Origin of the sequence: Rhodoplanes sp. SY1, from assembly GCF_046000175.1 — a bacterium.
Taxonomy (GTDB): domain Bacteria; phylum Pseudomonadota; class Alphaproteobacteria; order Rhizobiales; family Xanthobacteraceae; genus Rhodoplanes.
Window position 1 is genome coordinate 1 of record NZ_JBEOMB010000372.1, and the last position, 611, is coordinate 611.

1 protein-coding gene and 1 pseudogene are annotated in these 611 nt (G+C 66.8%); both read left to right on the forward strand.

Features of this window, described 5'->3' with window-relative positions; genetic code table 11:
• On the forward strand, positions 1-425 hold a 425-nt coding region (locus tag ABTU92_RS29750), incomplete at its 5' end, for an MMPL family transporter (protein WP_408095143.1).
• 38 nt (positions 426-463) lie between these two features.
• Positions 464-611 (forward strand): annotated as a pseudogene (locus ABTU92_RS29755) (protein translocase subunit SecF); the annotation flags it as partial.

Below are 611 nucleotides of genomic sequence, written 5' to 3' on the forward strand. Positions count from 1 at the left end.
TGTTCGGCCTGTTCGCCAACATCGCGGTCGCCGTCAACGTGGCGATGATCTTCGGCATCCTGTCGCTCCTCAACGCCACCCTGACGCTGCCCGGCATCGCCGGCATCGTGCTGACCGTCGGCATCGCGGTGGACTCCAACGTGCTGATCTACGAGCGCATCCGCGAGGAGATCCGCGCCGGCCGCTCGGCGATTCTGGCACTCGACGCCGGCTTCGCGCGGGCGCTCGCCACCATCCTGGACTCGAACATCACCACCTTCATCGCGGCGGCGGTGCTGTTCTTCATCGGCACCGGCGCGGTGCGCGGCTTCGCCGTCACGCTCGGAATCGGAATCCTCACGACCCTGTTCACGGCGTTCACGCTGACGCGCCTGATCGTCGCCTGGTGGGTGCGGGCGTTCCGTCCCCAGACCGTGCCGATCTGACGGCGCGCCACGCAACGCAACCGACGAGAGCCCGAACCGTGCGCCTCCTCCGCATCGTCCCGGACGACACCAATTTCGACTTCATCCGCTTCCGGCGCATCAGCTTCCCGGTGTCGGGTGCGCTGTCGATCGTGGCGATCCTGCTGTTCTTCTTCCACGGCCTCAACTTCGGCATCGACTTCCGCG